Genomic DNA, 25801 nt, shown 5'->3' with positions numbered 1-25801 from the left:
GGCCTGCGGGCGCGCGGCGTGCGGCGTGCCGAAGCCCGCGAACGGGCCGCGCAGTGGCTGGACCGGATCGGGCTGGGCGAGCACCGGCGCGCCCGGCCGCGGGCCCTGTCCGGTGGCCAGGCCCAGCGGGTCGCCCTGGCCCGGGCGCTGGCGGTCGAGCCGGAACTGCTGCTGCTGGACGAACCGCTGGCGGCACTGGACGCGGCGACCCGGGTGCGGGTCCGCTCCGAACTCGCCCACCATCTCGGCGACTACCCCGGCCATACCCTGCTGGTCACCCACGACCCGCTCGATGCCATGGTGCTCGCCGATCGGCTCGTCATCGTGGAGGGCGGGGTGGTGGTCCAGCAAGGTCCACCCGGCGAGGTGGCCCGGCGGCCGCGCTCCGACTATGTCGCGGAACTGGTGGGGCTCAACATGTTCCGGGGGACCGGGGCCGGCACCCGGGTCCGGCTCGACGGTGGCGGTGAGCTCACCGTCGCCGAACCGGCCACCGGCCCGGTACATCTGACCTTCGCGCCGTCCGCGGTCGGCCTGCACCCGCGGCGACCCGAGGGCAGCCCGCGTAACACCTGGCCGGTGACGGTGACCGGTCTGGAACAGCACGCCCATACGGTGCGGGTCCGGCTCGACGGGGTGATTCCGGCGCTGGCCGATATCACCCCCGCCACCGTGGCGGACCTGCGCATCCGGCCGGGATCGGAGTTGTGGGCGGCGCTGAAAGCGACCGAGATCCACTGCTACCCTGCCTGACCGGCCGGGACGAAGAACACCCGCCCGCGCGGTCACCCGGTGATCCGCCGCAGACCGGTGTACTCCAGCGCCGCGAACACCGCGACGACGAGCGCGCCGCTCGAGACGAAGGCCACCCCGGCACCGGTGAGCTCGAGTAGCCCGGAGAACGGCAGGGCGAGCAACCCCAGCACGCAGACCGAGTTGAACACGACCACCCCTGTCCCATGTCGCGGCGAGATGACCGGGTAGCCGGCGATGAGCAGCAGCGCCGTCGCGCCACCGAGCATGGCGACGCCGAAGGGGATCGACCACGAGGTCGGCAAACCCAGCGGGTCCTGCAGCGGTACGGCGCCGGCGAGCATGAGGACACCGAAGACGCCGGTGCCCCAGCCGTCCAGGCGCAGGGTCCGGCGCATCAGGTCGTCGGATGTCGTGGGTGCGGACAGGGTCGCGGTGGTCATGATCGGCTGCCTCTCGGATCGGCACGGCTGGTTCCGGTCCCGACTGTGCCGCCGCGCGGTCAGCGGTTCAATGACCTCCGAGGTCATGGTCACCGCGCACCTGCCCCCGATACGCTCACGATATGGAGGTGCGTGCGGACGGGAACCCGTCGCGAGTCGGTGCCCTGGTACGGGAATGGCGGCAACGGCGGCGGCTGAGCCAGTTGGACCTGGCCCTGGCGGCGGGTACCTCGGCCCGGCATCTGTCGTGTGTGGAGACCGGGCGCTCGGCGCCCAGCCGGGAGATGGTGCTGCGCCTGTCGCAGACGCTGGAAGTCCCGTTACGGGAACGCAATACGCTGCTGGTCGCCGCCGGATACGCACCCGCCTACCAGGTGAGCAGCCTCGACGACGCCCACCTCGCCTCGGCGCGGGCGGCCCTGGAGCATATGCTCGCCGCCCACGAGCCCTTTCCGGCGGTGGCGGTGGACCGCTGGTGGGATGTGGTCGCCGCCAATTCGGCCCTGACGGTACTCACCGACGGCGTACCCCTGCTCCCGCCGGCCGACCGGCCGAATGTCTACCGGCTGGTCCTGCATCCCGAAGGCCTCGCCGCCCGGCTCGCCAATCCGCGCCAGGTGCGTGAACAGTTGCTGGAAAGGCTGGCCCGGCAGGCCGGTACCACCGGCGACCCCCGGTTGCGCGATCTCTACGACGAGGTCAGCGGCTATCCGCCGGTCTACTCCGACCTCGAGGAGACCGGCGGTACCGATTCCGGACCGTTCCAGGTCCCGCTCCGGGTGCGCACCCCGCACGGTGAGCTCTCCCTGTTCGGCACCATGGCCACCTTCGGCGCTCCCGCGGATGTGACGCTGTCGGAGCTGGCGATCGAATTCTTCTACCCGCTCGACGAGTTCACCGCCCGGTTCCTCCGGGACCGGGCCGGAGCGCTCACGGCCGACACCCACGACTGAAAGCGCGCCCCGAGCAGAGTCCGTAGCACCCTGCCACTCCCAGGCCTGTCGTAATCGCTCGCCGCCAAAAGTATGTCGCACCCGGTACCGCCCCAACGCCAAGACCGCCGGACTCGCCATACTCGCAGTTCCACGATCATGGCCCCAGAATCAGTACATAAGTGGTACAGCATTCGGTACCACATGGGGGAATCGGCAAACCCGAGCGGTTGAAGTACTTCGCCGCCAATGTCTGGTCCCGCCGTATCGACGCGGAACATCGGCTCGTCTACGCAATCGTCACCGACGAAGACGAGACCACGATGGTCGTGATGCAGGCGCGCTACCACTACGGCAACAAATAGGAGGCGAGGAGACCGGCCCGCCGACCTCGCAGGCCGATCCGGGTCGTGTTACTTCGGACGTCCAGGCGCCGAATGCGCGCACGAGGGTTGCGCTTTCGGCCTACGCGAGCCACTCCGCCGGCCGCGATCAGAGATAGCTCGTATCGTTGACCAGCCGCACCGACGAACCGCCGTCCGGATAGAACTCCGCGAGCGAGAGCGAAGCCAGGTCCAGGTGCAGCCGGTAGAGCAGTGACGGGCCGACGCCCAGCGCCAGCTGCAGCAGCGTCTTGATCGGCGTCACATGGCTGACCACCACGACATTCGCGCCGGGATACCGCGCGACGAGGTCGCGGCGCACCGCTTCCACCCGTTCCCGGACCGCGTCGAAACTTTCGCCGCCGGGGGCCGGTAGCGAGGGGTCGCCCAGCCAGCGGGCATGCAACTCCGGATCGCGTTCGGCGGCTTCCCGGAAGGTCAGCCCTTCCCATTCGCCGAAGTCGGTTTCGGTGAGTCCGTCGACGACGCGCACCTCGATACCGAGCGCCGCGCCGGCCGCCTCGGCGGTTTCCCGGGCCCGCCCCAGCGGGGAGGTCACGATCGCGGCGATATCGCCCTTGGCGGCCAGCATTTTCGCCGCCCGGGCGGCCTGCTCCCGGCCCACGGCGGTCAGCGGCGGATTGCCGCGCCCGGAATAACGCCGCTGCACCGACAACTCGGTCTGACCGTGGCGCAGGAGCAGCAGCCTGGCCGGGCGACCGGCCGCACCGGTCCAGCCGGGGCCGGGTCCGGACAGGCGCGCCGACGCACTCTGTGAATCCGCGGCCGGATCGGCGACCTCGGCGGGCGGCGCGGTAGCCGGGTCGGCCGCGTGCACCTGCTCGACCAGCTTGCCGTCGTCCATGGCCTCGTTGGCCAGCCGGTCGGCATGGGAGTTCTCCGCGCGCGGGATCCAGCGGTAGCTCACCTGATCGAAGTCCGCCGCCAGCCGGCGCGCGCGATCGGCGAGCGGAATCAGCGCCGCGTGCTTGACCTTCCAGCGACCCGACATCTGTTCGACCACGAGTTTGGAGTCCATCCGCACCGCGACCACCCGGGCACCGAGTTCGGCGGCCGCTTCCAGTCCGGCGATGAGCCCGCGGTACTCCGCGACATTGTTGGTCGTGACACCGAGGGCTCCCCGGCGCTCGGCGAGCACGCCCACCCGGTCCGCGTCGAACACCACCGCACCGTAACCGGCCGGACCCGGGTTACCCCGGGAACCCCCGTCGGCCTCGACGATGACCTCACGCACGCTCATTTCGGCCTCCCGCTCCCGCTACTCGGACCCCACTGTCCGACGCGGTCTCACAATCCGGATTCTTTGGTCCGCACCAGCACCGCACCGCATTCCGGACAGCGCACAACCTGCTCGGGCGCGGTCTTCGCGATCCGGGCGATCTCGCCGCGGTCCAGTTCGATCCGGCAGGCTCCGCAGCGCCGGGCCTGCAGCAGCGCCGCGCCGATACCGTGCGCGGCGCGCTGCCGGTCGTAGATCGCCAGCAACTCATCCGGGAACGCGCCGACCAGATTCGCGCGATCGGTTTCGCAGCGCTGCTGGGCGACGTCGAGATCGGCGAGTGCCTCGTCGCGGCGGCCGCGCGCGGCCGCGAGTTCGGCCTCGGTGCGGTCCAGCCGGGCACCGGCGTGTTCATGATCGGCGGCGGAGGCCTCGCGGCGTTCCATCACCTCGAGCAGATCGTCCTCGAGCACCGATCGGCGCCGTTCCAGGCTGGTCAGCTCGTGCTGCAGTTCGGACAGCTGTTTCGCCCCGACCGACCCCGCCTCCAGGACGCCGCGGTCGCGGTCCTCGCGCTTGCGGACCGCCTCGATCTCACCCTCGAGCTTGCGGATATCGCGGTCGAGATCGTCCAGCACGATCTCCACGGCCACGGCCGCGTCCTTGTGCTCGTTGCGCTCGGCCTCGAACCGGTCGACTTCCTGCTGTTCGGGGAGGACGCGGCGCCGGTGCCCGATCCGGGTCAGTTCGGTGTCGACCTCGGCGAGACGCAGCAGTTGGGCCTGAATCGATGGTTCGACATTCAACGCGAACGAACTCCCTGCACGCTGTGGACGGATAAGAAGGTCCACCGTACTCCGCGCGGCGGCCGCGATGTCGCCGACCGGCCCCGAGCCGCTGTCGCGCCCGCGCGCGCCGCTGGAGGGTGCGGCCACAGTGAGGGTCGTCGCCGGTAATGAACCTGCTCTATACCAGCGCTCGGAGCGGGTCATGGGCGCCCTGGCCGGAGGGGGGCCGACATCATTCGAAGCGGGTGACGAATCGCTTCTGCCACGGAGTCTCGACGGCTCTCCGCGAGTAGTTCTCGCGGATGTAGTCGACGGCTTCGGTGGCCGGTATCCCGTCGAGCACCGCGAGACAGGACATGGCGGTGCCCGTACGCCCGAAGCCGCCACCGCAGGCGATTTCGACGCGCTCGTTCTCGGAGCGCTCGAGCAGCTCACGCAGTATCGGGGGGAGCGCTCTGCGATCGGACGGCAGCCAGAAGTCCGGCCATCGTATCCATCGGCTCTCCCACTCGACCGGCGCGGGTTCGCTGGATTGCAGGTACACCCCGAATTGAGGTAAGTCCCCTGGTGGAAGAGGGTTACGGAGCCCTCTGCCGCGCACCAGCCGCCCGGATGGCAGGCGCAGTACTCCCGGAGCGGCCGGGTCCCAGGACCGATTCGACATCGATGCCCCTTTCGTGAAGGGAATGTTCTCGTTCGTTGGCGCGTAGCGCGGATGTTCGGCGTTGCTCGCGTGTCGGCCGAGTGTCGGCCGCTCGCCGGCCCGTCCGGGTCTGCTCGACCCAAGTCGGCAGTCCCGACGACACCGCTCAGCTGCCGGACTGTGCGCGGAGGTGCTCCAGGATCACGACACTGCAGCCGGGCTTGCCGAAGCGGATGGTCGGCACCATTGTGCGTGACTGCGCCGCCACCGACGAAATCCGACCTCACGCGAAGCGCACCGAGACCGCGATCGTCGCGCAGTGGACCGAGCGGACCGGACCGCTCGTCGCCTCCCCGGCCCGAGCGCGGCTTGCCTTCGAGCACGCTCGAAGCTTTAGCGTCGGGACCATGACCACGACGAACGAAACAAAGACATGGATCATCACGGGCGCGAGTTCGGGCCTCGGCCTGGCGCTCGCCGAGGCGGCACTCGAGGCCGGCGAGCAGGTGATCGGGACCGCGCGACGGGCCGACCGGTTCGACGGCCTCGCGGCGCGGTACGGGGATCGGCTCCTCGCCATCGAGCACGATGTGCGCGATACGGTGGGAGCGGCCGCGGTCGTGCAGCGGGCGCTGGAGGTGTTCGGACACGTCGACGTGCTCGTGAACAATGCCGGTGCCGGACAGGTCGGTGCCGCCGAGGAGATCACGGATGTCGCGCTGCGGGCCATGCTCGAGCAGCACCTGTTCGGCCCGGCCGCCTATGTCCGTGCGGTGCTGCCCCACCTGCGAAAGCGTCACTCGGGTGCGATCGTGCAGATGAGCAGCCAGGGCGGGCGGATGTCGTTTCCCGCCGTCGGCAGCTACTCCGCAGGCAAGTTCGCGCTCGAGGGCTGGTCGGAAGCGCTCGCGGGCGAAGTCTCACCGTTCGGCATCCGCGTCCTCATCGTCGAGCCCAGTCGCTTCCGCACCGCGTTCAACGCCGCCGACGTGCTCAACACAGCGCAGCAGAGCGCGATCTACGACAAGGCCATCGGTGCCGTGCGCGCGAACATGGCCGAGGCCGACGGCATCCAGGAGGGCGACCCCGCACGCGCCGCCCGGGTGATCCGCGACATGCTCGACAACCCCGATGCACCGCTCCGGCTCCCGCTCGGCGCCGAGGCGGTTCGCAATCTCACCCGCGTCTACCGGGATGCGCTCGACGACGTCGAGAAGTGGGCGTCTGTGAGCGAGTCGGCAGACTTCCCGGGCATGCCGCCCGCGGTACGCGCGTTCTGATCGCCGTACGCTGTGGGCCATGGCCACCGAAGCGCTGATCGAACGTATCCTCGCTGCCAGCGACGGGCCGTCCACGTCGGGGATCGATGCGCTGCACGAGCTGCTCGACGAGGCCACGATCGAGGACTCGGCGATGCCCAAGAGTGTCGCCGAGGCCGCCCGGCTCGTCGGGCTGTCGACACACACCCTCCGGTACTACGAGCAGGAGGGACTCGTGCGGCCCACCCGCAACGCCTCCGGGTACCGCGAGTACTCCGCGTTCGACCTTCGCCGCCTCGTCTTCCTCACCCGGATGCGCCTGTCCGGCATGACCATGACCGACCTCAAGCGCTACATCCTGCTCGTCGAGCAGGGCCCGAGCACGATCCCGGAACGCCGCCGCATCATGCTCGCCCAGCGAGACCGAATCGCACGGAAGATCCGAGAGCTCGGCTTGGCGCTGGAGACCACCGAATACAAAATCCACGTCTACGACGGACACCCGGAAGGCTGACCTCCCCCCACCGCCCAAGGGGCTGAGCGTGGTCGCCGGGACGCCGAGCGAGCGCGGCGGTCACGACTCCTTCGGTGAGTTCGGGATCGGACCGGCATCACGGTGTGGATATGGTCCCTGCCCTGCTCGGTCGAGCCGTGACTGTCACGCGTTCTGATTTCTCGTGGCCTCGTCGAACGTTTCTCGTAGCCTCGTCGAACGCGGCCTCGAAATGCGCGGTCAGCCGCCGCAACCGACCGTCCAAGGATCGGTGCGCACGGTGGAAACACGGGTCTCCAGGTCCGGCAGACCGTCCCGGACCACCGATTCGGCCTGTGCGCACCAGGGGAACTCGGTCGCCCAGTGGGCCGCGTCGATCAACGCGGGGCCGGACCGGCGTAGATGCTCGTCGGCGGGGTGGTGGCGCAGGTCGGCGGTGAGGTAGGCGTCGACGCCGCGACGGGCGGCGGTGTCGAGCAGTGAGTCACCCGCGCCACCGCAGACGGCCACTGTGCGCAGCACCCGGTCCGGGTCGCCGGCGGCCCGGACACCCCAGGCCGTCGCCGGGAGAGCAGCGGCGGCGCGGGCGGCGAATTCGCGCAGGGTCAGCGGTTCGGCGAGCGTGCCGATCCGGCCCAGGCCCTGGTGTCCGGTGAGCACGGCCCGTTCGGTCACGTGGTAGGCGGGCTCCTCGTAGGGATGCGCCGCCCGCAGTGCCGCCAGCACGGCGGCCCGGGTTCCGGCGGGGGCGACCACCTCGAGCCGGTCCTCGGCCACCCGGGCCAGTTCGCCGACCGCGCCGACCGCCGGGTTCGCGCCGTCCAGCGGCCGGAACTGACCGGTCCCGGTGACCCGCCAGGCCGCCTCGCGATAGTCACCGGAGGTGCCCGCGCCCGCCGCGAACAATGCCGCCAGCACCGCGTCGGCATGCTCCGGCGGTACCTGGACGCTCCATTTGTCCACCGCCGCGACCGGTTTGGGGTCCAGCGGACCCGTCACCGTCAGGCCGAGGACCGCGGCGAGCGCGTCGGAGACGCCGGGGTCGGCGGAATCGGCGTTGGTATGCGCGGTGAACAGCGCACAGCCCGAGCGGATCAGCCGATGCACCAGCGCGCCCTTGGGCCGGTCGGCCGAGACGCTGTCCACCCCGCGCAGCAGCAGCGGATGGTGGGCCACCACGGCCTGGGCGCCCCACCGCACCGCCTCGTCCACCACCTCGGTAGTGACGTCGACGGCGAACAGCACCCGCTCCACCACCTCCGCGGGATCGCCGCAGACCAGACCCACCGAATCCCACGGTTCGGCCAGCTGCGGCGGATAGGCCGTCTCCAGCGTCGTGACGAGTTGGGCAAGGGTGGCCACGGCACACCTTTCTCTCGGGTCTCTCTCGGACGAGTCGGCGACAATCATGTCGCGGACAGCGGGATTCGGCGCGGTGGGCCCGCCGTCCGTCGCCGGACGCCAGACCCCAACTGCCCGTCGCCGGACGCCAGACCAGCCGCCCGTCGCCGGACGCCAGACCAGCCGCCCGTCGCGGGAAGCTAGACCAGCCGGCCCGCGTTGCCCAGCGCCGCCACCAGCCGATCGACATCGGCCGGCGGCCGCACGGCCACCCGCACATGCTGCGGACCCAGCCCCGGGAAGGTATCGCCGCGCCGTACCGCGATCCCGTGCCGGCGCAGGTATTCGCGCAGGATCTCCCCGTGTTCCACCTCGAGCAGCAGGAACGGCGCGTCCGCCGGTGTCTGCACCGCGACCCCGGCGCCCAGCAGGCGCTCGATCATCGCCGCGCGGTCACCGCCGATTTCCAGCGCCCGCGCCGCGCTCTCCGCGAGGGCACGCGGCGACGCGGTGGCGGCGATCGCGGCGAGCTGCAGGGTGCCCACCGGCCAGTGCGCCCGGCCCCGGACCAGCTGCCGCAGCACCTCGGACCCCCCGAGCAGGTAGCCGCACCGCAACCCGGCCAGCGCCCAGGTCTTGGTGAGGCTGCGCAGGACCAGCAGCCCCTCCCCCGCCTCCCCGGCCACCGACTCCATCTCTCCGGGCACCGCGTCCATGAAGGCCTCGTCCACCACCACGACCCGCCCGGGCCGCAGCAACGCGCGCACGACCTCGGCGGGGTGCAGGACGGAGGTCGGGTTGGTGGGGTTGCCGAGCACCACCAGGTCCGCCTCTTCCGGGATCAGGCCGGGGTCCAGGGCGTAGGGCGGTTCCAGCAGCACCCGGTGCACCGGGACCCCGGCCTCACGCAGCGCCAGCTCCGGCTCGGTGAACGACGGATGCACCACCGCCGCCAGCCGCGGCGACAGGCGCGGCAGCAGCGCGAACCCCTCGGCTCCGCCGGCCAGGGGCAACACCTGATCGGCCGTGAGCCCGTGCCGGGCCGCCACGGCTTCCCGGGCGTGCCGCTCGTCGGCGGCGGCCGGGTACCGGCCCAGCGAGTCCAGGGCGGCGACCAGCCGGTCGCGTAGCCAGCGTGGGGGCGCGGTGCCCTGGACGTTCACCGCGAAATCGAGCAGACCCGGCTGGGCTTCCACGTCACCGTGATGACGCAGCCCGGCGAAATCGACATGTTCGGTGAGCATGAGACGCACCCTACGTGGCGCGCGGGTGGATCGACCCGCCAGAATGGCTGTCGTGGGTGAGCTGCACATATCGTTCGTCTGTACCGGCAACATCTGCCGATCGCCGATGGCGGAGAAGATCGCGCTGGCGCATCTGTCCCGGGCCGGGCTCGACGACCGGGTACGGGTCAGCAGTGCGGGCACCCACGACTGGCACACCGGGTCCGACGCCGACCCGCGCACCACCGAGACCCTGCGCCGCCACGGCTACCCCACCGGGCACCGGGCCGCCGGTTTCGGCGCCGAGCACGCCGACGCCGACCTCGTCGTCACGATGACCACCGAGCACGACCGCGCCCTGGCCGTTCGCGGTATCCCACTCGAACGCCGCCGCCTGCTGCGCAGTTTCGACCCGCACGCCGACGGCACCGATGTACCCGATCCGTATTACGGCGACACCGCCGGATTCGAACTCGTCCGCGAGCAGATCGAGGCCGCGATCCCGGGCCTGCTCGCCTGGGTCCACGCCGCACTCGCCGCCAGAGCGCCCGTCACCGGCGGTGCGGCCTGATGCGCCGCCTCACCTTCCTGCTGCGCCCCGGCTGGCTGATCCTGGCCGCGGTGGTGGTCGCGTTCGCGTACCTGTGTTTCACCGTGCTGGCCCCCTGGCAGCTCGGCAAGAACGAGTCCACCTCCGAACGCAATCAGCTGATCGCCGATTCGGTGCACGCCGATCCGGTGGCCGTCACCGAAGTTCTCGACGGCGGGGCGGCGGGCGCGGCCACGGAATGGCGGAAGGTTTTCGCCGAGGGCACCTACGTGCCCGATTCGACCGTGCTGGTCCGGCTGCGGCATCTCGACGGCGCGCCCGGTTTCGGGGTGCTGTCCGCGTTCACCCTCACCGACGGCCGCACCCTGCTCGTGGACCGGGGCCTGGTGGCGGCGGTCGACGGCTCGCAGCCAAAGCCGATCGACCCACCGCCGTCCGGCCTACAGCGTGTAGAGGGCCGGATCCGGGTCTCGGAGAACGTCGACCCGCAGCGCGCCCCCACCGTCCAGGACGGCGTCCCGCACGTCTATTCGATCGACGTTCCGCAGGAAACCACGGTCCTGGGACTACCGCTCACCCCGCTCCCGGTCGGTGAGCGCGGCTCCTACCTCCAGCTGTCGCAGGACCAGCCGGGCGCGTTCACCCCGGTACCGCTGCCCCAGCTCGATGCCGGGCCCTACCTCTCCTATGGACTGCAGTGGCTGGCATTCGGCATCATGGCACCGCTGGGTCTGGGGTATTTCGCCTGGGCCGAGATCCGCGAACGCCGTAAACAGCGCCCGGCGAAGACCGCGCCCGAGCCCGACGAGTCGCGGAGCGACGAACCCGAACCGGTCACCACCGAGGCCCGCCTGGCCGACCGTTACGGCCGCACCCGCCCCTGACTCGCACGGCGCGGGCGGCCCCCTGCACGCGCCGGTCGCAGGCGGACGTACGACTACTCGCCGGGTCCGCGCCGCGATGCGTTCTGAGCAACCCGCCGGGGCCGAATGTCTCGAGCGGCGTGTATCGAGGGTGTCCGGGGCCCCGGCCGACTGCACCACTGCGCGATCAGAACCGCACCGCCACACCGATCCGACTCCACCGGTCGCGCGCTGCTGTCCGGCCGTGGCGGCCTCGGCAGCCGCGGTCGGGCCCCCGCGCCTCGTCCCGCTCGCGGCAGTTCCCTCGCTGTTCGAACTCGCGGGCTACCCGATCCGAGCTCGGGTGCGACGAGCGCGCATCCGCTCCCGCCGCCCCGCGCTCGCCACCGCGACCGCCGCCGCCGAGACCATCGCCGCGTACTGCACCAGTTCGGACAACCGCACCGCACGCCGTAGGTCACCGACCGTGGGCGCCGGCCCCGCACCCAGTTCCGGCCGCTGCTCGACCCCGTGCCGGTATTCGGTGCGCCCACCGAGGCGCACCCCGAGCGCCCCGGCCGCCGCCGCTTCCACCACCCCGGCATTCGGACTGGGATGCTGCCCGGCATCTCGGCGCCAGGTCCGCAGTACCGTGCCGGGCCGGCCGCCGACCAGCGGCGCCACCAGCGCGGTGAGCAGCCCGGTCGCCCGGGCGGGAAGCAGATTGGCCAGATCGTCGACGCGGGCGGCCGCCCACCCGAACCGCCGGTAGCGCTGGTTGCGGTAGCCGATCATGGCGTCGAGGGTGTTCACCGCCCGATAGCCGAGTAGTCCGGGCACACCGGCCACCGCGCCCCACAGCAGGGGCGCGACGGCGGCGTCGGAGGTGTTCTCGGCGATCGATTCCAGGGCCGCCCGCGCCAGGCCGTCCGCGTCCAGGGCCGCCGGATCGCGCCCGCACAGGGCGGGCAGCAGTTCACGGGCGGCGGCGAGGTCCCCGGTTTCGAGCCGGTCGGCCATCAGCTGTCCGGTCCGCGCCAGACTACGACCCCCGAGCACCGTCCAGGTCGCTGCCGCCACCGGTATCACCCCGCCCCGGGGCAGCGCCGCACCCAGACCGACCACTGACCCCACCAGCAGCAGTTCGTGCACCACCCCCGCCCGGCGACGGTCGGCGTAGGTCACCGTCTCCAGCGACGCGGCCACCATGCCGAACCCCGCCACCGGATGCCCGCGCCGGGGGTCCCCCGCCGCCCGATCGATGGCGAACCCGATCAGCAGGCCCGCCGCGGTCGAAACTCCTGTGCGCACCGGGTGAGCGTATCCAGCAGCGCCCGGCCGGCTGTGCCGGGGACGACCGGGGCCGCGTTTCCCACGACCGGTGTCCGCACCGGCCCGACGGCGCCGGCCGGGCCGGATACCGTCGTCACCACATCGTCGTCGCGACGGGCCGCCGCCCCGATGTCACATATCGGGCGCGCCCGTCGTCGACTCGGCGAGACCATTGCCCGCCCGCCGGGCATCGACCGAACGGGGAACCGCAGTGACCGACCGAGCAGATTCCGCCGAGCTGGCCCGCCGATTCGAGGAGCTGCGCCCGTATCTGCGCCGCCTCGCCTACAGCACTCTCGGCAGTCTCAGCGACGCCGACGATGTGGTGCAGGAGGCGTGGCTGCGGCTGCAGCGGCAGCAGGAGGCGGGCGGAGCGCCCATCGAGAATCTGCAGGCGTGGCTGACCACGGTCACCGGGCGCCTGGCCCTCGATCAGCTCGGTTCGGCGCGGATGCGGCGCGAACAGTACGTGGGCGAATGGCTACCCGAACCCACCGTGACCGACTGGGAGGATCCGGCGGACCGGATCTCCCAGGACGAACGGGTCACCATGGCGCTGCTGGTGGTCCTGGAATCGCTGTCACCGGCCGAACGCACCGCGTTTGTCCTGCAGGACGTGTTCGGGATGTCGGGCCCGGAGGTCGCCGAGGTGGTGGGCCGCACTCCCGCCGCGGTCCGGCAGCTCGCTTCGCGCGCCCGCAAACGGGTCGAGGACGGGACCCCGCGGTTTCCGGCGTCCCCGGACGAACAGGAGAAGGTCGTCTCGGCATTCGCGGTGGCCTGGCGGTCCGGCGATATGAGCGCGCTGCTCGGCGTACTCGACGACCGGGTGACCCTCACCGCCGACGGCGGCGGCAAGGTGCCCGCCATCCGCAAGCCGGTCACGGGCGCCGAGATCATCGCCAAGATGCTGCTCGGCTGGTACAACGTCCCCGCCGCCTCGGGCGGCTGGGGCCGCACCATCGAGGTCAACGGCCTGCCCGGGCTGCTGGTGTTCGACGGTCACCACCACGGGGTGTTCTCCTTCACCGTCGACGACGGCCGGATCACCGCGATCCACGTCGTCCGCAATCCGGACAAATTGCGTGACCTGCCCGCCGACGCCGGACCCGAATGGCTCCTGCGTGACTCCGGCGAGAGCTGAGTCCGCCCTGCCGGCACCCCACGGTCTCCACCGCCTCGCCGGTCGCCGGAACGGGCGGGTTAGGTTGCGTATATAACGGGCGGGTTAGGTTGCGTATATGAGGATCGAAGTCAGTGGCCACCGGCCCGAGATAGACGAGACCGCGTGGATCGCCCCCACTGCGAACGTGATCGGCCGGGTGAAGCTCGGGGCCCAGGTCAGCATCTGGTACAACGCCGTCCTGCGTGGTGACACCGAACTGATCACCGTCGGCGAGCGCAGCAATATCCAGGACGGCTGCGTACTGCACGCCGACCCGGGTTTCCCGGCCACCGTGGGCGCCGGGGTGTCGGTCGGGCACAATGCGATCCTGCACGGATGCACGGTCGAGGACGACTGCCTGATCGGAATGGGCGCGACCGTGCTGAACGGTGCCGTGATCGGCCGGGGCAGCCTCATCGCGGCCAATGCGCTGATTCCCGAGGGCGCCCGGATTCCGCCGGGTTCGCTGGTGGCCGGGGTGCCGGGCAAGGTCCGTCGCGAGCTCACCGCGGAGCAGCAGCGCGGAGTCGAGCTCAATGCCATGGTCTATCTGCACCATATGTCCGAGCACCGGTCGGCGAAGGAGCTCTGAGCACACCCACCCGGACACGTAATTGGACAAGCGTCCAGTAGGTGGCTGATACCATGGAAAAACGTATCCGGGGAGACGGGTCGACCCGAAACCCGCTGTCCTGCATGGCCTCGGCGTTTCGGGCGACCCGTACAGGTGGGCACGGCGACGTGCCCGGCAGGAGGTATGACGGGTGGCGTGTGAGCAGTCCGAAACGCGCCGGTCGACCGGGCGGGTGAGCGTGGCCGATATCGCCGCGCAACCAGGAGGTATCGAGGCCCTGCGGCGAAGAGTCCACGAATTACGTTCCAGAGGAGTCGATTTCGCGGCCAACGCGATCGAACACGAGATGGCGGAGCTGGATCTGCCGCGCGAGTGATACCCGGCACGAAACCAACCCGCAGGTCACCCGGGGCATCCGGTGTCGGATAAGGTGTGAGGACCATGTCGCCCGTACCGCCGATCCTGCAACGCATCCTGGCCGAGCCACCCGCCGACAGCGGGAAAATACTCGACAGCGCGCTATCGGCCTTCCTGGACTTCGGGATCAAACGCACCAGCATGGGCGAGATCGCTCGCCGCGCCGGTATCAGTCCCGCGACCCTCTACCGCCGCTTCGAATCCAAGAACGACCTGGTCGAAGCGGTCACCATCCGGGAGGCGCAGCGTTTCGTCACCAAGATCGACAACCGGGTGCGCACGGTGGCCGGCTCCGAAGACCAGCTGGTGGAGATTTTCGTCGCTTTCATCTCCGCCATTGCCGGCAACCCGCTGCTGATCCGGCTGTTGCGCACCGAACCCGATCTCGTGCTGCCCCGGCTCACCACCGAAGCGGGCCCGATCCTGGCCGTCGGCCGCACCTACCTGGCCGCGAAACTACGGGAACTGCACGACAGCGGCAACGATTTCGATCCGGACCTGGTCGCCGAGATCATGGCCCGCCTGGCGCTGTCGCTGGCACTCACCCCCGACGGTCTGATCCCCATCCAGGACGAAGCCGCCGGCCGCGAATTCGCCCGCCGCACGCTGCTGCCCATGGTCGCCTGGCACAGCCCGGGCTGACCGGGTCACCACGCGAACGCCCGGTCCACCATCTCGTCCAGTTCCGCCTGTTCCACCGGCCCGGCCTCCGGTTGCGCGGCCAGCTCCCGCACCCGGCGCACGATCGCGCCCGCGGCCGGAGTCCCCGGATCGGGTAACGGCAATCGGGAGACGTACTGGGTGATCCAGCGCCGCCGGCCCGAATAGAGCCGGTTACCGCAGACCGCGTCGTAGTAGCGCAATCCCAGCGCCGAGTTCGCGACACCCATCATCAGACAGGCCATATCCTCGGCCCCGGCGTCTCCGCCCAGATCCGCCAGCGAAATCCAGTAACAGTCACCGTTGACCACCGCACCGGACCGGTCCAGCGCGAAGCGCGGCCGGTCGCTGATATCCGGGAACACCACCTTGGGGGTCTGCCACAGATGCGGCCGCTGCGGCACCCAGTGCTCGAACCATTCCCGGCCCGCCCCGGTGAGATAGCTCCGCGCCGTCAGCACCTCCCGGTGCTGCTCCAGGTAGGCCGCGGTCCGCGGATACCGCGCCAGATCCACCGGAACCCGGTGCGTACGAGTGAGGTCGTACGGATACAGCACCCGGGTCCGGCGGGACCGATCGATCCGCCACGGCCGCAGATCGTGATGGGTGATGAGATCGCGCAACAGCTCCGGTTCGGCCGCCGGATCGCCCCAGTGCGCCGCGATGAAGACCTTGTCCGCATTGGTCTTGATCCCCACCCTGATCCGCCCCAGGTCCCCGAACGTGCGCCACATCCGCGCGGCGACCCCTCGCAACCAGTCGTCGTGCTCCACTCGGGACATCCGCCACCCCACCGATGCCGCCGCCGCACCGGACTCGGTGGCCAGCTCCCCCACCGTCACCGCGAACCGGCGCCCCTGCCGCCACACCGTCGCATCACCGGTTCCGCCCAGGGCCGCGAACAGTTCCCGCTCCTCGTTCACGGTCCCCGCGCAGAAGTCCGGGCCACGGGCACGCATGCCCTCCCCCACAGCTTCCCCGCTGCCGGCCGGGCTCTCTCCCGCTCCCCGTTGCTGCGCATCCGGACGGGCGGGACCGCTTGGGTCCGCCATTGCCTCGCCCCCGGATACCGGAATCGGCGCCGCCCCGGCCTCCTCCTCGTACACCGAGACGTACCGGCACTCCCCGCGCGCCGCGCCGCGCACGGCGATCGTCACCGCCGGCAGGACCGCTGCCTCGAACAGCTTGGTATCGCCCAGGTCGTACAACTCCACCGGCGTCAGATCCGCCAGCAGCAACGCCCGCAGATTCGCCCCCGCCTTAGTGGTCAGGAACCGATTCGCGCACAGCAGGCCCAGGACCCCACCCGGAACCATCAACCGCGGCAGCGCGGCGACGAAGGGATGTGTCAGATCGATCCGCCCCCGCAACCCGAACTGCCCCCGCAGCGCCCGCGCCGCCGCCCCACCCAGCTGCTGGGTCCGGACGTACGGCGGATTGGCGATCACCGCGTCGAACGATTCGGCCGGCAACCCCGCACAGTCGGCCAGGAAATCGGTTTGCCGCCATTCCACATCCACCCCAACCCCCACCGCCCGTCGCCGCGCCAACGCCAACCCCGCCGGATCCAGGTCGTACCCCACCAGCTCGACCGGCGCCCCGGGCAGCCGCCCGGCCAGCGCGTCCCTGATCGCGAACAACAGCTCCCCGGACCCACAGGCCGGATCCAGCACCCGCACCGGCCCGGTCGAGTCGATCCGCGCGGCCACCCGCCCCGCCAGGAACCCCGCAAGCGCCGCGGGCGTGTAGTGCCGACCATGACGTTTGCGCTCGCGAGCCCCCGCTCCATCGCGTCCCATCTGCGCATTGTCGTCGACCGAGCCCCCCGACCAGACACTTTCGGAGGAAGTGTGCCCTGTGGGCGGAGGGTAACTTGCAGAGTCCCGGCCCGCCCCGAAAGGGTTCCCACTAGACGTCGAACGCCGACGTAACCAGCATGCGTCGAGTTCTGCGAGACACCTCAAAGGGTTGAGGCCCGTCTCGCCGTTTCGGCCTCGAAAGCGCCCGCGCCGAAGGCGCAAGTCTCGAGGCCGAAACGGCGAGACACAAGGGGGCCTCAACCCCGCGCGCGCCAGCGCGCCAAAAACACGGCCTCAACCCCGCGGCGCCGCAGGCGCCGCCAAAATCACAGCGGGATGTTCTTGTGGTGGCTGGCCCGGCACGGCGCTGCCGCCAGCGCCGCGGCGATCTTGCTACGCGTGTGCGCCGGGTCGATGACCTCGTCGACCACCCCGATCGACACCGCCCGCTCCACCCCGCCGGCGATGGCTTCGTGTTCGGCGGTGAGCCGTTCGTGCAGCGCTTCGCGCTCTGCCTCCGGTGCGGCGGCCAGGGCTTTCTTGTGCAGGATGCCGACCGCGGCCTTGGCGCCCATGACCGCGACCTCCGACCCCGGCCAGGCGTAGACCGCGGTGGCGCCCAGGGAGCGGGCGTTCATGGCGATGTATGCGCCGCCGTAGATCTTGCGGGTGACCAGCGTGACCCGCGGGACGCGGGCTTCGGCGAAGGCGTGCAGCAGTTTGGCTCCGCGACGCACCACGCCGTCCCATTCCTGACCGACGCCGGGCAGATAGCCGGGGACGTCGGTGATGACGACGAGGGGGATACCGAAGGCGTCACAGAGGCGGACGAAGCGGGCGGCCTTCTCGGCACTCTTGGAGTCCAGGCAGCCGCCCAGGCGCAGCGGGTTGTTGGCCAGGACGCCGACGGTGCGGCCGGCCAGACGGCCGAGGCCGGTCACCATGGAGCGGGCGTAGCCGCCCTGCAGTTCTTCGAAGCTGGATTCGCCGTCGACATTGTCGAGCAGTTCGTGGACCAGCGGTTTGACATCGTAGGCGCGTTTGGCCGAGTCCGGCAGCATGGCCTGCAGGTCGACATTGCCGTGCTCGGCGGCGACGAGGTCGAATTCGCCCTGTTCGGCGAACATCGAGACCAGGCGGCGGGCACGGTGCACGGCGTCGGCTTCGTCGTCGGCGACGATATGGGTGACGCCGGACTTTTTACCGTGGGTTTCCGGGCCGCCGAGGGTGGCCATATCGACCTGTTCGCCGGTGACGCTGCGCACCACATCGGGGCCGGTGACGAAGACGCGACCTTCGGGGGCCATGATCACGATATCGGTGAGCGCGGGGCCGTAGGCGGCGCCGCCGGCCGCGAAGCCGAGGACCACCGAGATCTGGGGAACCCGGCCGGAGGCGCGGACCATGGCCTCGAAGACCAGGCCGACCGCGTGCAGGGCTTCCACACCTTCGGCGAGCCGGGCGCCACCGGAATGCCACAGACCGACCACCGGCGCGCCGGAATCGATCGCGGTGTCGATGGCGTCGACGATATGGCGGCAGCCCTCCACACCCATGGCACCGCCCATGACGGTGGCATCGGAGCAGTAGGCGACGGTGCGGACGCCGTCGACCTCACCGACGGCCGCCAGCACACCCGACTTGTCGCGCGCATGCAGCGGCAGGACCGTGCCGGGGTCGAAGAAGCGTTGGAGCCGCCCGAGGGGATCACGCGGATCGGTCGCAGTTTCCTGATGGCGGGCCGGAGCGATAGTCGTCATCGCGTTGTCTCCTCGAGAATGTGCGCCCGAAACGCGGGCCACTGGGTGTCGAAGCCCGGACGGGGCCGCCCGGAAGAAACCCGGCGGCCCCGTCTATGGGTCGTCGAACAGTTCGGTCGGACCGTCAGGCCCGGCCGAAGGCGAGCGCGACATTGTGCCCACCGAAACCGAACGAATTGTTGATCGCGTACTCGATCTCCTGGCGCCGGGCTTCGCCCTTCACCACATCGAGGTCGATCTCAGGATCCTGGTTCTCCAGGTTCAGGGTGGGCGGCACGATACCGTCCCGGATGGCCAGCACGGTGAGCACGGATTCCAGCGCGCCGACGGCGCCGATGGAATGACCGAGCGCCGATTTGGGCGCGTAGACCGAGGCGTGATTGCCGACGGCCTTGTTGATCGCCTTCGCCTCGGCGGTGTCACCGATGGGGGTGGCGGTGGCGTGGGCGTTGATATGGGTGATGTCCTGCTTGGACAGACCCGCGGTCTGCATGGCCCGGGTCATGGCGCGGGCGGCGCCCGTGCCCTCGGGGTCCGGCGCGACCAGGTGGAAACCGTCGGAGGTGATACCGGCGCCCAGCAGCCGGGCGTGGATGGTGGCACCGCGCGCCTTGGCGTGCTCCTCGGTTTCGAGGACCATGAGCGCGCCGGCCTCGCCGAAGACGAAGCCGTCGCGGTCCTTGTCGAAGGGACGCGAAGCGCCCTTCGGGTCGTCGTTACGGGTGCTCATCGCACGCATCATGGTGAACGCGGCGATCGGCACGGCGTCGATGAAACCTTCGACGCCACCGGTGACGACCATATCGGCATCGCCCATGACGATCATGCGCCACGCGTTGGCGATACCTTCCGAGCCCGACGAGCACGCCGAGACCGGAGTGACCACTCCTGCCCGGGCCTTCAGTTCGAGACCGACGACGGCGGACGGCCCGTTCGGCATGACCATCTGAACAGCGAGCGGCGAGATCTTGCGATATCCGCCGTTCTTCAGCTTGTCGACCGAATCGATGAGCGCGTCACCGCCACCCAGCCCAGTGCCGATGGCCACACCCAGCCGATCCGGATCGACTTCCGGGCTGCCCGCATTGCGCCAGACCTCGCGGCCGAGCACGGTCGCGAGCTGCTCGACATAGGCCATCCGGCGGATTTCGACCCGGCTCAGCAGGCTGTCGGGACGAACCTTCAGGTGGCCGCCGATGCGGACCGGTAGGTCGTATTCCTCGATGAAGTCATCGTCGAGAACGTCGATGCCGCTCTCGCCGTTGAGGAGACCCTTCCACGTCGCATCGACGTCACCCGCGATCGACGTGGACGCCGCCAGGCTCGTGACGACGACGTTCGGGAAGTTCCCGTTCAAGGTGGAAGGAGTGGTCACGGTGTCGGCCCTACTCGGCGTTGTCGAACTTGGCCTTGAGCTCGGCGGCGGTGTCCGCGTTCTCCGCCTCGAGCTTCTGGATGTAGGCGACGGCGTCGCCGACGGTCTTCAGGCTGGCCAGATCCTCGTCCGGGATCTTGACCCCGTACTTGTCCTCGGTCTGAACCGCGATCTCGACCATGGACAGCGAGTCGATGTCCAGGTCATCGACGAAGGACTTCTCGACGGTCACCTCGGAGGGTTCGATACCCGTAACCTCTTCGATGATCTTGCCGAGTTCCTCGACGATTTGTTCCTGGGTCAGAGCGGCCACTTCGTGGCTCCCTTCTAATTTTCTCGGTAGGGCTCTACATATTTCTTCGGGCCGAGACGACGCACGGTTACGTCGCTCGGTGCCGTGCTCCCGTCGAGGGTTCGTCGGAAACACGGCCGTAGGCAAGCTAGCCGGAGCTCGTGAGCTCGGCCAGAGCGGGGATGTCCTCCGGGGTCTTCAGTGCCAGATTCGGCGTGCCTTTGAGCTCCCGTTTGGCAATGCCGACGAGGGTTCCCGCCGGTGGCAACTCCGCCACCGCCGAAACACCGGCCTTCCGGACGGTTTCGGTGCACAGGTCCCACCGGACGGGCCGGGTGACCTGCGCGGCGAGCTTAGCCACCGCGTCCGCGCCGGACTCGACCGGCTTGCCGTCGGCGTTCGACAGCAAGGGACGAGTCGGCTCGTGCGGGGTGATCTCGGCGATCGCCGCCGCTACCGCCTGTTGGGCGGGAGCCATGAACTCGGTGTGGAACGCGCCCGCCACGGGAAGCGCCCGCACCCGGGCCTTCTCCGGCGGATTCGCGGCCAGTTCGGCCAGTGCGTCCAGACGTCCCGCCGCCACGATCTGACCGGTGGCGTTGCGGTTGGCCGGGACCAGTTCCAGTTCTTCGAGCCGTGCCAGCACAGCGGCCTCGTCGCCGCCGAGCACCGCGGACATACCGGTCGGCTCCAGCGCGCACGCCTTCGCCATTTCGGCACCGCGGATGGCTGCCAGCGTAACCGCTTGGTCGGCGGAGATCACGCCGGCGACCGCCGCGGCGGCGAGTTCGCCCACCGAGTGGCCGGCCACGATGGTGTCGGCCGGCACCCGCCGATCGCCGATCTCGGCGAAGGCGAGCAGCGCGGCCGCGACCACGAGCGGCTGGGTCACGGCGGTGTCGGTGATCTCTTCGGCGGTCGCTTCGGTTCCGAGCCGGATCAGATCCAGACCGGATTCCTTCGACCACAGTGCGAGGCGGTCACGAGCGCCTGGCAGGTCGAGCCAGGGCGCGAGCATGCCGGGTGTCTGAGAGCCCTGTCCAGGGGCGAACAACGCGATCACGTACCTAAGAAAACACTGTGAGACCGCATTTGCGAGATGTCGACGTGAATGAAGCTTGCGGACGGCTTTTGTATGGTCCCCACAAAAGCCCGCGTGGTGTGTCCGGATCGACCGAATCGGGGTCCGCGTTACAGCCCGTCTTTGTCCAATGGGACAAAAGAGTCATCTGAGGTTTGTGATGACGATTCGTTACGAGTTCGTGTCAAACGACCCACTGTGGCGGCGATTCGTAACACATACGCATCCCGCGGATTGAGCGGATCACGACCGGTTACTTCCCCGATCCGCTTCAGGCGATACCGGACAGTATTTGGATGAACGTACAGTTGACGCGCGCACATCTCGACCGCACCGCCGCATTCCAGGTAGGCATCCAGGGTGTCCGCCAGGGCGGAACCGGCAGAAGCCAACGGAAGGACAAGGTACTCGACAAGTGCGTCGACCGCAGCTCGATCACCGAGCAGCGCTCGTTCGGGCAGGAGTTCCATGGCGTGGACCGGGCGCGGAGCCTCCCGCCAGCCGATCACCGCCTCCATCCCGGCCAGCGCCTCCAGGGCGCTGCTGTGCGCGGCTCCCAGCGTGCGCGTGGTCGGCCCGATCACCACCGGACCGTCCGAGAACGCCTCGGTGAGCAGATCGGCCATGAACGGCGAGCTGTGCAGCGCATCCCCCAGGGGGCCGCTCACCACCATCACCAGACGGGCGCCCTGCACCACCGCCAGCGCCGCCCGGCCGTGCCGCGCCGCGATGGTGTGCACCGCGCCGACCACCGACACGCCCTGATCCCGCGGCGGCGTGCCCACCAGGACCGTCGCCGGGGCGGTCGCGTCCCAGTTCAGGGTGGCCGCCCGGGAGAGCATGTCGGGGCCGGTGTCGCCGCGCACCACCGCGTCCACCACCAATGCTTCGAGCCGGGTATCCCAGGCACCCCGGGATTCGGCCGCGCTGGCGTACACCGAGGCGGCCGCGAAACCGAGCTCGCGCCCGTATCGCAGCACCGCCTCGGTGAGCGCGACCAGTTGCCGGTCGTTACGCGCCAGTGCGGGCAGCCACTGTTCGAAGAACTCCATGGCCACCCGCACCATGTCCACGGTCTGGCGCAGCGTCAGCCGCCGCGCCAGATCCTGCGGAATGACCTGGAAGGCGTCCAGGCTGAACCGGATATCGCTATCCGGGTCCTGGAGCCATTCCAGGAAGTTGACCACCGCGGTCTGCACCAGCATCTGCACGCCGGCGCGCTGCGCGGCGTCCAGGTCGGCGAAGAACGGCAACCGGTCCTGCATCGACCCCACGGCTTCGGTGGACAGCCGCCCGGAGAACTGCTTGACGCGTTTGAGCAGCGTGTCCGGTAGCGGGTCGCGGGTCTGCCGATTCGGCGACAGCGCGCCGGTCGGCAGGTACACCTCGTGCTCGCTGGAGCCCTCGGAGACCCGGCGCGGCCGCGGTGGTCTGCGTTCGATCATCGAACCGCCGTCACTCCGCGTCTCCGGCGCCGCCGGCGGTGAACTCCGGCGCGGCCGATACATCGTCGATGCGGTACCGGGCGGCGGCCTCGGCGGCCTTCGCGGGGTCCAGTTTGCCGATCCGGCCCAGTCCCGCCAGCGCGGCGACCACGATGGATTCCGCGTCGACATTGAAGACCCGGCGCGCGGCGGGCCGGGTGTCGGAGAACCCGAACCCGTCGGTGCCCAGGGTGGTGAAATCGCCCGGCACCCACTTGCGGATCTGGTCCGGCACCGCACGCATCCAGTCGGTGGCGGCCACGAACGGTCCCTCGGCACCGGCCAGCGCCCGGGCCACGTAGGGCTGTCCCGGATCCTCGCCCGGATGGTGCAGCGCCTCGATCTCGAGTTCGAGGGCCTCCCGGCGCAGCTGACCCCAGGAGGTCACCGACCACACGTCGGCGGCCACACCCCAGTGGTCGGCCAGCAACTGCTGGGCCCGCAGACCGTCGGGCACGGTGACACCGGAGACCATGATCTGGGCCCGGACATCACCGGCGCCACCCTTCTTGTACAGGTAGATCCCCTTCAGCAGACCGTCCACGTCGAGGTCCTCGGGCTCGGCCGGCTGCTGGTAGGGCTCGTTGTACAGGGTGAGGTAGTAGAAGATGTTCTCCCCACCGAACCCGTCCACACCCGGCGTACCGCCGTACATCCGGCGCAGGCCGTCGCGCACGATATGGGCGATCTCGAAGGAGAACGCCGGATCGTAGGACACGACCGCGGGGTTCGTGGCCGCCAACAGCAGCGAATGGCCGTCGTTGTGCTGCAGGCCCTCACCGGTCAGCGTGGTCCGGCCGGCCGTCGCGCCGAGGACGAAACCGCGCGCGAGCTGATCGGCCGCGGCCCACAGCCCGTCACCGGTGCGCTGGAACCCGAACATCGAATAGAAGATGTAGAGCGGGATCATCGGCTCGCCGTGGGTGGCGTAGGAGGTGCCGACCGCGGTGAACGACGCGGTGGAACCGGCCTCGTTGATGCCCTCGTGCAGGATCTGCCCGACCGTGCTCTCCTTGTAGGCGAGCATCAGTTCCGCGTCGACCGAGGTGTAGAGCTGGCCGTTGCGGTTGTAGATCTTCAGCGAGGGGAACCACGAGTCCATACCGAAGGTGCGGGCCTCGTCCGGGATGATCGGCACGATGCGCTTACCGATCTCGGGGTCGCGCAGCAGTTCCTTCATGAGCCGCACCAGCGCCATCGTGGTCGCCACGTTCTGCTTGCCCGAACCCTTGCGCACCGACTTGTACGCCTCGTCGCCGGGCAGTTTCAGCGGTGCGATATTCGTACGCCGCTCCGGCAGGAATCCGCCCAGGGCTTTGCGACGATCCAGCATGTACTGGATCTCCTTGGTCTCCGGGCCGGGGTGGTAGTACGGGGGCAGGTACGGATCCTTCTCCAGCTCGGCATCGCTGATCGGGATCCGCTGCAGATCGCGGAAGTCCTTGAGGTCCTGCAGGGTCAGCTTCTTCATCTGGTGGGTCGCGTTGCGGCCCTCGAAGTGCTTGCCGAGCGTGTAGCCCTTGATGGTCTTGGCCAGGATCACCGTCGGCTGACCCTTGTGCGCCAGCGCCGCCGCGTAGGCCGCGTACACCTTGCGGTAGTCGTGCCCGCCGCGCTTGAGGTTCCAGATCTCCTGATCGGACAGATCCTGCACCAGCGCTTTGGTGCGCGGGTCACGGCCGAAGAAGTGGTCGCGGACATAGGCGCCGTCGTTGGCCTTGTAGGTCTGGTAATCGCCGTCGGGCGTGGAGTTCATCAGGTTCACCAGCGCACCGTCGCGGTCGGCGCCCAGCAGGGCGTCCCACTCACGACCCCAGATCACCTTGATGACGTTCCAGCCGGCGCCGCGGAAGAACGACTCCAGTTCCTGGATGATCTTGCCGTTACCGCGCACCGGGCCGTCGAGGCGCTGCAGGTTGCAGTTCACCACGAAGGTCAGGTTGTCCAGACCCTCCATGGCCGCCACGTGGGCGAGGCCGCGCGATTCGGGTTCGTCCATCTCGCCGTCGCCGAGGAACGCCCACACGTGCTGCTCGGAGGTGTCCTTGATCCCGCGATCGTGCAGGTAGTGGTTGAACCGCGCCTGGTAGATGGCGTTCATCGGGCCCAAGCCCATCGACACCGTCGGGAATTCCCAGAAATCGCTCAGCAGCCGCGGATGCGGATACGACGGCAGACCCTTGCCCAGGCCGCCGTGGCTGTACTCCTGGCGGAAACCGTCGAGCTGATCGGTGCTCAGCCGGCCCTCGAGGAAGGCGCGAGCATAGATACCGGGCGAGGCGTGACCCTGGATGAAGATCGAATCGCCGCCGCCGGGATGGTCCTTGCCGCGGAAGAAATGGTTGAACCCGACCTCGTAGAGCGCCGCCGAGGACGCGTAGGTCGAGATGTGCCCGCCGACGCCGATACCCGGGCGCTGCGCACGATGCACCATGATCGCCGCGTTCCAGCGGATCCAGGCCCGGAAGCGCCGCTCGGTCTCCTCGTCGCCGGGGAACCAGGGCTCGTTCTCGGTCGGGATGGTGTTGACGTAATCGGTGGACGTCAGCGAAGGAATGGAGACCCGCCGCTCACCGGCGCGTTCGAGCATCCGGAGCATCAGGTAGCGGGCCCGGCCGGGACCTTCGCGCTCGAGCATCTCGTCGAACGACTCGAGCCATTCGCTGGTTTCCTCCGGATCTATATCCGGTAGGTAAGACGCCACTCCTTCACGAATCACGCGGACTCGGCCACCGGCGGGCGCACCGTTGGCGTCGCGAGGGGTGGGAGCGGAACCCGGCACAGCGGATTCCGCCGGGACGCCAGAGTGGATCAGATCGGTCAAAACTGCTCCTCGTACAGGGGGTGGTCGAGCTGATGGCTGCGGTGACCCCGAATGGCCCGCTGGTGTGCGGATCACTCGTGACGACTTTTCCGGGCGTACCCGCGCACTGGCGTGGCACGTCCCACATCATCATGTCAGCCGCCCATCC

Annotated in this window: 25 protein-coding genes; 11 read left to right on the top strand and 14 right to left on the bottom strand. The window is 69.7% G+C overall.

Translation table 11 applies throughout. From position 1 onward, the window contains the following. Window positions 1–753, top strand: a 753-nt coding sequence (locus ON38_RS07720) for an ATP-binding cassette domain-containing protein (protein ID WP_039823557.1), incomplete at its 5' end; no start/stop codon positions are given. Window positions 754–785: 32 nt separating this feature from the next. Here ON38_RS07720 and ON38_RS07715 read toward each other — a convergent pair. Further along, window positions 786–1196 carry a hypothetical protein gene (locus ON38_RS07715; protein ID WP_039823556.1) on the bottom strand — a complete coding sequence of 137 codons (411 nt, stop codon included), beginning with the start codon at window positions 1194–1196 and terminating at the stop codon, window positions 786–788. A 122-nt stretch (window positions 1197–1318) separates the two neighbouring features. Between ON38_RS07715 and ON38_RS07710 the strand changes: the two genes are divergently transcribed. Beyond that, window positions 1319–2149, top strand: a complete 831-nt coding sequence (locus tag ON38_RS07710; RefSeq protein ID WP_039823540.1) for a helix-turn-helix domain-containing protein — start codon at window positions 1319–1321, stop codon at window positions 2147–2149. 161 nt (window positions 2150–2310) lie between these two features. Continuing rightward, window positions 2311–2493: a Txe/YoeB family addiction module toxin gene (locus ON38_RS34730; protein WP_039823539.1), complete on the top strand. Its 183-nt coding sequence runs from the start codon at window positions 2311–2313 to the stop codon at window positions 2491–2493. Window positions 2494–2620: 127 nt separating this feature from the next. Here the strand turns inward: ON38_RS34730 and ON38_RS07700 are convergent, their stop codons facing one another. The 3 genes from ON38_RS07700 to ON38_RS07690 form a co-directional block, all read right to left on the bottom strand. Continuing rightward, a complete protein-coding gene (locus ON38_RS07700; protein ID WP_039823537.1) occupies window positions 2621–3772 on the bottom strand; it encodes a bifunctional RNase H/acid phosphatase in 1152 nt (383 codons plus the stop codon). A 47-nt stretch (window positions 3773–3819) separates the two neighbouring features. Continuing rightward, window positions 3820–4557 carry a zinc ribbon domain-containing protein gene (locus tag ON38_RS07695; protein ID WP_039823536.1) on the bottom strand — a complete coding sequence of 246 codons (738 nt, stop codon included), beginning with the start codon at window positions 4555–4557 and terminating at the stop codon, window positions 3820–3822. A 214-nt stretch (window positions 4558–4771) separates the two neighbouring features. Next, window positions 4772–5203 carry a protein-tyrosine phosphatase family protein gene (locus tag ON38_RS07690; RefSeq protein ID WP_039823535.1) on the bottom strand — a complete coding sequence of 144 codons (432 nt, stop codon included), beginning with the start codon at window positions 5201–5203 and terminating at the stop codon, window positions 4772–4774. Window positions 5204–5415: 212 nt separating this feature from the next. Here ON38_RS07690 and ON38_RS07685 point away from each other — a divergent pair, with 212 nt between their 5' ends. Continuing rightward, on the top strand, window positions 5416–6462 hold the full coding sequence (locus ON38_RS07685; protein ID WP_306306659.1) for an SDR family NAD(P)-dependent oxidoreductase: 1047 nt from the start codon (window positions 5416–5418) through the stop codon (window positions 6460–6462). Window positions 6463–6481: 19 nt separating this feature from the next. Continuing rightward, entirely contained in the window at window positions 6482–6955 is a 474-nt protein-coding gene (locus tag ON38_RS07680; protein ID WP_039823534.1) for a MerR family transcriptional regulator, read from the top strand. Window positions 6956–7174: 219 nt separating this feature from the next. Here ON38_RS07680 and ON38_RS07675 read toward each other — a convergent pair whose 3' ends face one another. Together ON38_RS07675 and cobC are read right to left on the bottom strand one after the other, a co-directional pair. Beyond that, on the bottom strand, window positions 7175–8344 hold the full coding sequence (locus ON38_RS07675) for a Nif3-like dinuclear metal center hexameric protein (RefSeq protein WP_051164477.1): 1170 nt from the start codon (window positions 8342–8344) through the stop codon (window positions 7175–7177). Window positions 8345–8475: 131 nt separating this feature from the next. After that, window positions 8476–9519 carry an Rv2231c family histidinol phosphate aminotransferase CobC gene (gene cobC, locus ON38_RS07670; protein WP_039823530.1) on the bottom strand — a complete coding sequence of 348 codons (1044 nt, stop codon included), beginning with the start codon at window positions 9517–9519 and terminating at the stop codon, window positions 8476–8478. Window positions 9520–9562: 43 nt separating this feature from the next. Here cobC and ON38_RS07665 point away from each other — a divergent pair, with 43 nt between their 5' ends. Together ON38_RS07665 and ON38_RS07660 are read left to right on the top strand one after the other, a co-directional pair. Next, entirely contained in the window at window positions 9563–10069 is a 507-nt protein-coding gene (locus ON38_RS07665) for a low molecular weight protein-tyrosine-phosphatase (protein ID WP_039823528.1), read from the top strand. Beyond that, a complete protein-coding gene (locus ON38_RS07660; RefSeq protein ID WP_039823527.1) occupies window positions 10069–10932 on the top strand; it encodes an SURF1 family cytochrome oxidase biogenesis protein in 864 nt (287 codons plus the stop codon). The genes ON38_RS07665 and ON38_RS07660 overlap by 1 nt, the downstream gene beginning before the upstream one ends. 303 nt (window positions 10933–11235) lie before the next feature. On the opposite strand, the gene ON38_RS07655 is transcribed toward ON38_RS07660, so the two are convergent. After that, complete coding sequence (locus ON38_RS07655) at window positions 11236–12201, bottom strand: cobalamin biosynthesis protein (RefSeq protein WP_039823526.1); 966 nt, start codon at window positions 12199–12201, stop codon at window positions 11236–11238. A gap of 232 nt (window positions 12202–12433) precedes the next feature. Here ON38_RS07655 and sigJ point away from each other — a divergent pair, with 232 nt between their 5' ends. The 4 genes from sigJ to ON38_RS07635 all read left to right on the top strand — a co-directional run bounded on the left by sigJ (window position 12434) and on the right by ON38_RS07635 (window position 15020). Next, complete coding sequence (gene sigJ, locus ON38_RS07650) at window positions 12434–13366, top strand: RNA polymerase sigma factor SigJ (protein ID WP_039823525.1); 933 nt, start codon at window positions 12434–12436, stop codon at window positions 13364–13366. Between the two features lie 97 nt (window positions 13367–13463). Next, window positions 13464–13979, top strand: coding sequence for a gamma carbonic anhydrase family protein (locus ON38_RS07645; protein ID WP_039823524.1), 516 nt, complete (start codon window positions 13464–13466; stop codon window positions 13977–13979). Window positions 13980–14151: 172 nt separating this feature from the next. Then, entirely contained in the window at window positions 14152–14337 is a 186-nt protein-coding gene (locus ON38_RS07640; RefSeq protein ID WP_039823523.1) for a hypothetical protein, read from the top strand. Between the two features lie 65 nt (window positions 14338–14402). Continuing rightward, complete coding sequence (locus tag ON38_RS07635) at window positions 14403–15020, top strand: TetR/AcrR family transcriptional regulator (protein ID WP_039823522.1); 618 nt, start codon at window positions 14403–14405, stop codon at window positions 15018–15020. 5 nt (window positions 15021–15025) lie between these two features. Here the strand turns inward: ON38_RS07635 and ON38_RS07630 are convergent, their stop codons facing one another. From ON38_RS07630 to aceE, 7 genes are all read right to left on the bottom strand, one after another. Continuing rightward, window positions 15026–16837: an Eco57I restriction-modification methylase domain-containing protein gene (locus ON38_RS07630; protein ID WP_039823521.1), complete on the bottom strand. Its 1812-nt coding sequence runs from the start codon at window positions 16835–16837 to the stop codon at window positions 15026–15028. A 326-nt stretch (window positions 16838–17163) separates the two neighbouring features. Then, window positions 17164–18597, bottom strand: a complete 1434-nt coding sequence (locus ON38_RS07625; RefSeq protein WP_039823520.1) for an acyl-CoA carboxylase subunit beta — start codon at window positions 18595–18597, stop codon at window positions 17164–17166. Between the two features lie 124 nt (window positions 18598–18721). After that, window positions 18722–19972 (bottom strand): KasA/KasB family beta-ketoacyl-ACP synthase, encoded by a 1251-nt coding sequence (locus ON38_RS07620; RefSeq protein ID WP_039823519.1) that lies wholly within the window; start codon window positions 19970–19972, stop codon window positions 18722–18724. Between the two features lie 10 nt (window positions 19973–19982). Beyond that, complete coding sequence (acpM, locus tag ON38_RS07615) at window positions 19983–20285, bottom strand: meromycolate extension acyl carrier protein AcpM (RefSeq protein ID WP_030524039.1); 303 nt, start codon at window positions 20283–20285, stop codon at window positions 19983–19985. 127 nt (window positions 20286–20412) lie between these two features. Continuing rightward, entirely contained in the window at window positions 20413–21327 is a 915-nt protein-coding gene (locus tag ON38_RS07610) for an ACP S-malonyltransferase (protein WP_039823518.1), read from the bottom strand. A 128-nt stretch (window positions 21328–21455) separates the two neighbouring features. Continuing rightward, entirely contained in the window at window positions 21456–22790 is a 1335-nt protein-coding gene (locus tag ON38_RS07605; RefSeq protein ID WP_245563953.1) for a PucR family transcriptional regulator, read from the bottom strand. 10 nt (window positions 22791–22800) lie between these two features. Next, window positions 22801–25611, bottom strand: a complete 2811-nt coding sequence (aceE, locus tag ON38_RS07600; protein WP_245563954.1) for a pyruvate dehydrogenase (acetyl-transferring), homodimeric type — start codon at window positions 25609–25611, stop codon at window positions 22801–22803. Window positions 25612–25801: the final 190 nt, after the last annotated feature.

This window comes from Nocardia testacea NBRC 100365, from assembly GCF_000308775.1.
In the GTDB taxonomy this organism is placed as follows: domain Bacteria; phylum Actinomycetota; class Actinomycetes; order Mycobacteriales; family Mycobacteriaceae; genus Nocardia; species Nocardia testacea.
The sequence above is the reverse complement of the archived record's forward strand: the minus strand, read 5'-3'. Positions and strand labels throughout refer to the sequence as shown.

Bases quoted from the DNA above. Each gene is read 5' to 3' on its own strand.
- ON38_RS07690 (WP_039823535.1), bottom strand. From the start codon at position 5,203: ATGTCGAATCGGTCCTGGGACCCGGCCGCTCCGGGAGTACTGCGCCTG.
- ON38_RS07675 (WP_051164477.1), bottom strand. From the start codon at position 8,344: ATGATTGTCGCCGACTCGTCCGAGAGAGACCCGAGAGAAAGGTGTGCC.
- ON38_RS07645 (WP_039823524.1), top strand. From the start codon at position 13,464: ATGAGGATCGAAGTCAGTGGCCACCGGCCCGAGATAGACGAGACCGCG.
- ON38_RS07680 (WP_039823534.1), top strand. From the start codon at position 6,482: ATGGCCACCGAAGCGCTGATCGAACGTATCCTCGCTGCCAGCGACGGG.
- ON38_RS07625 (WP_039823520.1), bottom strand. From the start codon at position 18,597: ATGACGACTATCGCTCCGGCCCGCCATCAGGAAACTGCGACCGATCCG.
- ON38_RS07660 (WP_039823527.1), top strand. From the start codon at position 10,069: ATGCGCCGCCTCACCTTCCTGCTGCGCCCCGGCTGGCTGATCCTGGCC.
- ON38_RS07700 (WP_039823537.1), bottom strand. From the start codon at position 3,772: ATGAGCGTGCGTGAGGTCATCGTCGAGGCCGACGGGGGTTCCCGGGGT.
- ON38_RS07710 (WP_039823540.1), top strand. From the start codon at position 1,319: ATGGAGGTGCGTGCGGACGGGAACCCGTCGCGAGTCGGTGCCCTGGTA.
- cobC (WP_039823530.1), bottom strand. From the start codon at position 9,519: ATGCTCACCGAACATGTCGATTTCGCCGGGCTGCGTCATCACGGTGAC.
- ON38_RS07665 (WP_039823528.1), top strand. From the start codon at position 9,563: ATGGCTGTCGTGGGTGAGCTGCACATATCGTTCGTCTGTACCGGCAAC.
- ON38_RS07630 (WP_039823521.1), bottom strand. From the start codon at position 16,837: ATGGGACGCGATGGAGCGGGGGCTCGCGAGCGCAAACGTCATGGTCGG.
- ON38_RS07715 (WP_039823556.1), bottom strand. From the start codon at position 1,196: ATGACCACCGCGACCCTGTCCGCACCCACGACATCCGACGACCTGATG.
- ON38_RS07635 (WP_039823522.1), top strand. From the start codon at position 14,403: ATGTCGCCCGTACCGCCGATCCTGCAACGCATCCTGGCCGAGCCACCC.
- ON38_RS07605 (WP_245563953.1), bottom strand. From the start codon at position 22,790: ATGATCGAACGCAGACCACCGCGGCCGCGCCGGGTCTCCGAGGGCTCC.
- ON38_RS07685 (WP_306306659.1), top strand. From the start codon at position 5,416: ATGGTCGGCACCATTGTGCGTGACTGCGCCGCCACCGACGAAATCCGA.